This window comes from Elstera sp. (assembly GCF_044372965.1).
Lineage (GTDB): Bacteria > Pseudomonadota > Alphaproteobacteria > Elsterales > Elsteraceae > Elstera.
The window spans coordinates 1-5,119 of the sequence record NZ_JBILQX010000221.1 but is presented as its reverse complement, the minus strand read 5'-3'; the positions used below and the strand labels follow the sequence as shown (position 1 = coordinate 5,119).

6 protein-coding genes are annotated in these 5,119 nt (G+C 60.2%); all 6 read right to left on the bottom strand.

Annotation, left to right across the window (positions count from 1 at the left end; all coding sequences use genetic code 11):
* On the bottom strand, positions 1 to 128 hold a 128-nt coding region (locus ACIQ36_RS18175; protein ID WP_395831946.1), incomplete at its 3' end, for an NADH-quinone oxidoreductase subunit K.
* A 1-nt stretch (position 129) separates the two neighbouring features.
* Positions 130 to 744 (bottom strand): NADH-quinone oxidoreductase subunit J, encoded by a 615-nt coding sequence (locus ACIQ36_RS18170; RefSeq protein WP_395831944.1) that lies wholly within the window; start codon positions 742 to 744, stop codon positions 130 to 132.
* A gap of 9 nt (positions 745 to 753) precedes the next feature.
* Positions 754 to 1,242, bottom strand: a complete 489-nt coding sequence (nuoI, locus tag ACIQ36_RS18165) for an NADH-quinone oxidoreductase subunit NuoI (protein WP_395831942.1) — start codon at positions 1,240 to 1,242, stop codon at positions 754 to 756.
* Between the two features lie 32 nt (positions 1,243 to 1,274).
* Positions 1,275 to 2,288 (bottom strand): NADH-quinone oxidoreductase subunit NuoH, encoded by a 1,014-nt coding sequence (nuoH, locus tag ACIQ36_RS18160; RefSeq protein WP_395831940.1) that lies wholly within the window; start codon positions 2,286 to 2,288, stop codon positions 1,275 to 1,277.
* On the bottom strand, positions 2,281 to 4,359 hold the full coding sequence (gene nuoG, locus ACIQ36_RS18155; RefSeq protein WP_395831938.1) for an NADH-quinone oxidoreductase subunit NuoG: 2,079 nt from the start codon (positions 4,357 to 4,359) through the stop codon (positions 2,281 to 2,283). Before nuoG ends, nuoH begins: the two co-directional genes overlap by 8 nt.
* A gap of 15 nt (positions 4,360 to 4,374) precedes the next feature.
* The coding region (gene nuoF / locus ACIQ36_RS18150; RefSeq protein ID WP_395831936.1) for an NADH-quinone oxidoreductase subunit NuoF at positions 4,375 to 5,119 on the bottom strand (745 nt) is incomplete at its 5' end.

The following is a 5,119-nucleotide window of genomic DNA, read 5'->3' as shown; positions in this document are numbered from 1 at the left end:
GCCAGCAGCATCAGTTCAACCGACATTAGGATAACGATGACATTCTTCCGATTGAGGAAAATTCCGAAAATCCCAAGCGTGAACAGAATCGCCGCAACGGTGAGGAAATGATCGAGACCGATCACCATGTTAAATCCCCTTCCCCGACTCGACTTGAACGACAACCACGGCATCTTCCCGGCGACGCCCGATCTGCGTGCTGATCTTTTGGCGCTTCACCCCGACCCGCTCGCGCAGCGTGAGCACGATGGCGCCGATCATGGCGATCAGCAGCACCAGCCCCGCACATTGGAACAGAAGGGCGTAATGGGTGTAGATCAAGCGGCCCAAGGCATGGGCGTTGGTTGTACCGCCAACGCTCGCCGTACTCGCTACCAGCGCCGATCCGGCGTCGGGCGACACCGCCCAAGAGCCTAAAACCAGCAGCAGTTCGACCAGCAGAATGAAGCCGATCAACCCGCCGATGGGCAGATACTGCAAAAAGCCCTGCCGCAACTCGGTAAAGTTGATGTCGAGCATCATCACGACGAAGAGGAACAGCACCGCAACGGCGCCGACGTAAACGATGACGAGCAGCATGGCCAAAAATTCCGCGCCCATCAGCACGAACAGGCCCGCTGCGTTAAAGAACGCCAGAATGAGATAGAGAACCGCGTGAACCGGGTTCTTCGACGAAATCACCATCACGCCCGATGCAACGCAGATCGTGGCGAAAAGATAGAAAGCGACAGTTTGCAAGATCATGACGGGCTCTCACCGATAGGGCGCGTCGGCGGCGATATTGGCGGCAATTTCTACCTCCCAACGATCCCCGTTCGCGAGCAATTTCGCTTTATTGTAGAAAAGCTCTTCACGCGTTTCGGTGGCGAACTCGAAGTTCGGCCCCTCCACGATGGCATCAACCGGGCAAGCTTCTTGGCAAAGGCCGCAGTAGATGCACTTGGTCATATCGATGTCGTAGCGCGTGGTGCGGCGGCTACCGTCGTCGCGCGGCTCGGCCTCAATGGTAATCGCTTGGGCCGGGCAGATGGCTTCGCACAGCTTGCACGCAATGCAGCGCTCTTCCCCATTTGCGTAACGACGCAACACATGCTCACCCCGGAAACGCGGACTGATGAAGCCCTTTTCATAGGGGTAGTTCAGCGTAGCCTTCTTCTTGAACATATAGCTGAAGGTCAGCTTCATGCCCGATAGCAGTTCCCAGAGCATAAAGCTCCGCGCGGTTGCGCCTAAGGATGCCATAACAGGGGTCTCCCTTCCCAAACGCGCGCGCCTTACGGCGTCGGCAACCAATCGAACGCCACCAGAACCCCGGCGACTAGGACCACGTAGAACAGCGAGAAGGGGAGGAAAATTTTCCAGCCCAAACGCATCAACTGGTCGTACCGGAAGCGCGGGAAGGTAGCGCGAACCCACAGGAACCCGAACAGCAGGAAGCAGATTTTCAGCGCAAACCAAATCGGCCCGGGAACCCAGTTAAACGGTGCAATATCAAACGGCGGCAGCCAGCCACCCAGAAACAGGATCGAGCCCATCGCCGACATGAGGATCATGTTGGCATATTCGCCCAGGAAGAAGAGGGCGAAGGTCATCGACGAATATTCGGTGAAATAGCCGCCGACCAGTTCCGATTCACCTTCCGGCAAATCGAAGGGCGAGCGGTTCGTCTCGGCGAGAGCCGAGATGAAGTAGATCACGAACATGGGCAGCAGTGGGATGACGAACCAGACCGTCTTCTGGGCTTCTACGATCCGCGAAAGGTTCAACGAACCGACGCAGAGCAGCACCGTGATAATCACGAGGCCAATGGAGACTTCGTAAGACACCATCTGCGCTGCCGAGCGCAGCGCGCCGAGGAAGGCATATTTGGAGTTCGACGCCCAACCCGCGATGATGATGCCGTAAACCCCGAGCGAGGAGATCGCAAAGAGATACAGCACGCCGACGTTAATATCGGACAAGACCCAACCGCTATTCACGGGAATAACCGCCCAGGCCAACATCGCAAGAATGAAGGTGAGCATCGGGGCCATGATGAACAGAACCCGATTCGCCCCCGCCGGGATGATGGTTTCCTTCATCAACAGCTTCAAACCATCGGCGAACGGCTGGAGCAGACCGAACGGCCCCACCACGTTCGGACCGCGCCGAAGCTGCATGACCGCCAAAACTTTGCGTTCGGCATAGGTCAGATAGGCCACTGCCACCAGCAGCGGAACGATAATCGCGACAATCTTGGCGACCATAATCGCCGTGGGAAGCGCGTAATCTTGCCAGAAATCAACCATAGGTCCCAACCCGTTCCAGCAGATCGTCGGGCTGACGCCCGTGAACGAACAGGGCCGAACATTTCGCCATCGTCTCGGACGCACGGCTAATCGGATCGGTCCGGTAGTAATCGGAAATCGCGTAAATGTAAGGCGCGGTCGAAAGCGCGCCTGCGGCCCCGAACGGCCCCCAGGCGGCTTGCGTCACCTGCCCCACGGCGGCGAAGCTCGGCGCGGTCTGCGCCAGCAATGCCCGCAACTCGCCGAGGTTATCGAACGGCAGGGTTTTGCCGACGAGGGCCGAGAGCGCGCGCAGGATTTTCCAATCTTCGCGCGCATCGCCAACCGGGAAGGTCGCCCGCTGCGCCCGCTGGGCACGGCCTTCGAGATTGACGTAAGTGGCATCTTTCTCGGTATAGGCGGCCCCCGGCAGAATCACGTCGGCCACGGCAGCGCCGCTATCGCCGTGATGGCCTTGATAGATAACGAAGGCGTTTTTCAGCGCAGCCGTATCGGCGAGATCAGCCCCCAGCAGGAACACGACCTCGATATCCCCCGACGCGGCCCCGGCCAGGATACCGCTGAGATCGCGCCCACCCGGCTGCGGTAGGAAGTCGAGGTCCAAGGCCCCTACCCGGCCCGCCGCCGTGTTCAGAACATTGAAGCCGTTCCAACCGTCGCGCACCATGCCGTAAGCCTCGGCAATCCCGCGCGCTGCCGCCAGATTGGCCGCGCCATCGGCCCGCGTCAGCGCGCCCATGCCGATGATGACCATCGGGTTCTTCGCGCCGCGCAGAACTTCGGCAAACGGATGCGTGCCTTCCAGCAGCGAATCCAGTACCTGCGGATCATTGCCGAGATCTTCGACGCCATAGGTCAGATCGACCTGCGGGCCGACCGAAGCCACCGTGAGCGCACCCGTCAGATAGCGCTTGCGTAAGCGGGCATTCAGCAACGGCGCTTCCCAGCGCGGGTTGCTGCCGATCAGCAGCACCACATCGGCCTGTTCGATCCCTGCGATGCCCGTATTGAACAGATAACCCGACCGCGCGCCGCCGCCGATGGCCGCGCCATCGGTACGGCAGTCGAAGCTGGTCACGCCGAGGCTGGTGAAGAGTTGCTTCAACGCGAACGTGCTTTCAGCATCGACCAAATCACCCGCGAGCGCGGCAATCTTCTGCGGGGGCGTTTGCGTCAGCTTATGGGCGACCGCGCCCAACGCTTCCGGCCACTCGACCGCAACAAGCTTACCGTTCTTGCGAACATAGGGCTTATCCAAGCGGCGCTTCTTCAGCCCATCCACGGAATAGCGAGACTTATCAGCCAGCCATTCTTCGTTGATGTCTTCATTGAGGCGCGGCAAAACACGCATCACTTCGCCGCCGCGCACATCGACGCGGATATTCGCACCGACCGCGTCCAGCACATCGACCGATTCGGTCTTGCGCAGTTCCCACGACCGGGCCGCAAAAGCATAGGGCTTCGAGGTCAGCGCGCCGACCGGGCAGAGATCGATGACATTGCCCGACAGTTCCGAAGTAACGGCCTTCTCAATGAAGGTGCCGATTTCCATATGCTCGCCACGGCCCGTCGCGCCCAAATCCGGCTCGCCCGCGACTTCGGAAATGAAGCGAACGCAGCGCGTGCAATGGATGCAGCGGTTCATGAAGGTTTTGATCAGTGGGCCGAAATTCTTATCCGGCACCGCGCGCTTGTTCTCGTGGAAGCGCGAGCCATCGCGGCCATAGGCCATCGCCTGATCTTGCAGGTCGCACTCGCCGCCTTGATCGCAGATCGGGCAGTCGAGCGGGTGATTGATGAGCAGAAACTCCATCACCCCCTTGCGCGCCTTCTGGACCACCGGCGTATCGGTCTTGATGACCATATTGTCAGCGGCGGGCATGGCGCAGGAGGCAATTGGCTTGGGGGCCTTTTCCATCTCCACGAGGCACATGCGGCAGTTGCCCGCAATCGACAGGCGCTCATGGTAGCAGAAGCGCGGAATTTCTTTGCCTGCGGCTTCGCAGGCCTGCATCACGGTCGCGCCCGCTGGGACTTCGACCTCGATGCCGTCAACCGTTAGTTTTGGCATAGCCCACCCCGCCCCTTATTCCGCTGCCTGTGCCGGAACGCTTTTGCGCTCCAGAATGCGCCGTTCCATTTCCGGACGGAAATGGCGGATGAGCCCCTGAACCGGCCAAGCGGCGGCATCCCCCAGCGCACAGATCGTATGACCTTCGATCTGACGGCTCACTTCTTCCAGCATGTCGATTTCGCCGATGTCGGCTTGCCCTTTGACCATGCGTTCCATCACGCGCCACATCCAGCCAGTGCCTTCGCGGCACGGCGTGCATTGGCCGCAGCTTTCGTGCATGTAGAATTTCGACAGGCGCGCAATCGCCTTCACGATGTCGGTGGATTGATCCATCACGATCACCGCCGCCGTGCCAAGGCCCGAGCGTTCGGCGCGCAAACTATCGAAATCCATCAGCACCGTGTCGCAGGTCGCCTTCGGCAGAACAGGAACCGACGAGCCGCCGGGGATGACCGCCAGCAGATTGTCCCAACCTCCGCGCACACCGCCGCAATGCTTGTCGATGAGTTCTTTCAGCGGAATACCCATCTCTTCTTCCACCGTGCACGGGTTATTCACGTGCCCGGAGATGCAGAAAAGCTTTGTGCCGGTATTGTTCGGACGCCCCAGCGCCGCGAACCATTCAGCGCCGCGCCGCAGGATCGTCGGCACAACGGCAATCGATTCGACGTTGTTCACCGTGGTCGGCAGACCATAGAGGCCCGCGCCCGCCGGGAACGGCGGCTTCAAGCGCGGCTGACCCTTGCGGCCTTCCAGC

Coding starts and splice junctions, on each gene's coding strand:
- nuoG (WP_395831938.1), bottom strand. CDS start 4,359: ATGCCAAAACTAACGGTTGACGGCATCGAGGTCGAAGTCCCAGCGGGC.
- nuoH (WP_395831940.1), bottom strand. CDS start 2,288: ATGGTTGATTTCTGGCAAGATTACGCGCTTCCCACGGCGATTATGGTC.
- ACIQ36_RS18170 (WP_395831944.1), bottom strand. CDS start 744: ATGATCTTGCAAACTGTCGCTTTCTATCTTTTCGCCACGATCTGCGTT.
- nuoI (WP_395831942.1), bottom strand. CDS start 1,242: ATGGCATCCTTAGGCGCAACCGCGCGGAGCTTTATGCTCTGGGAACTG.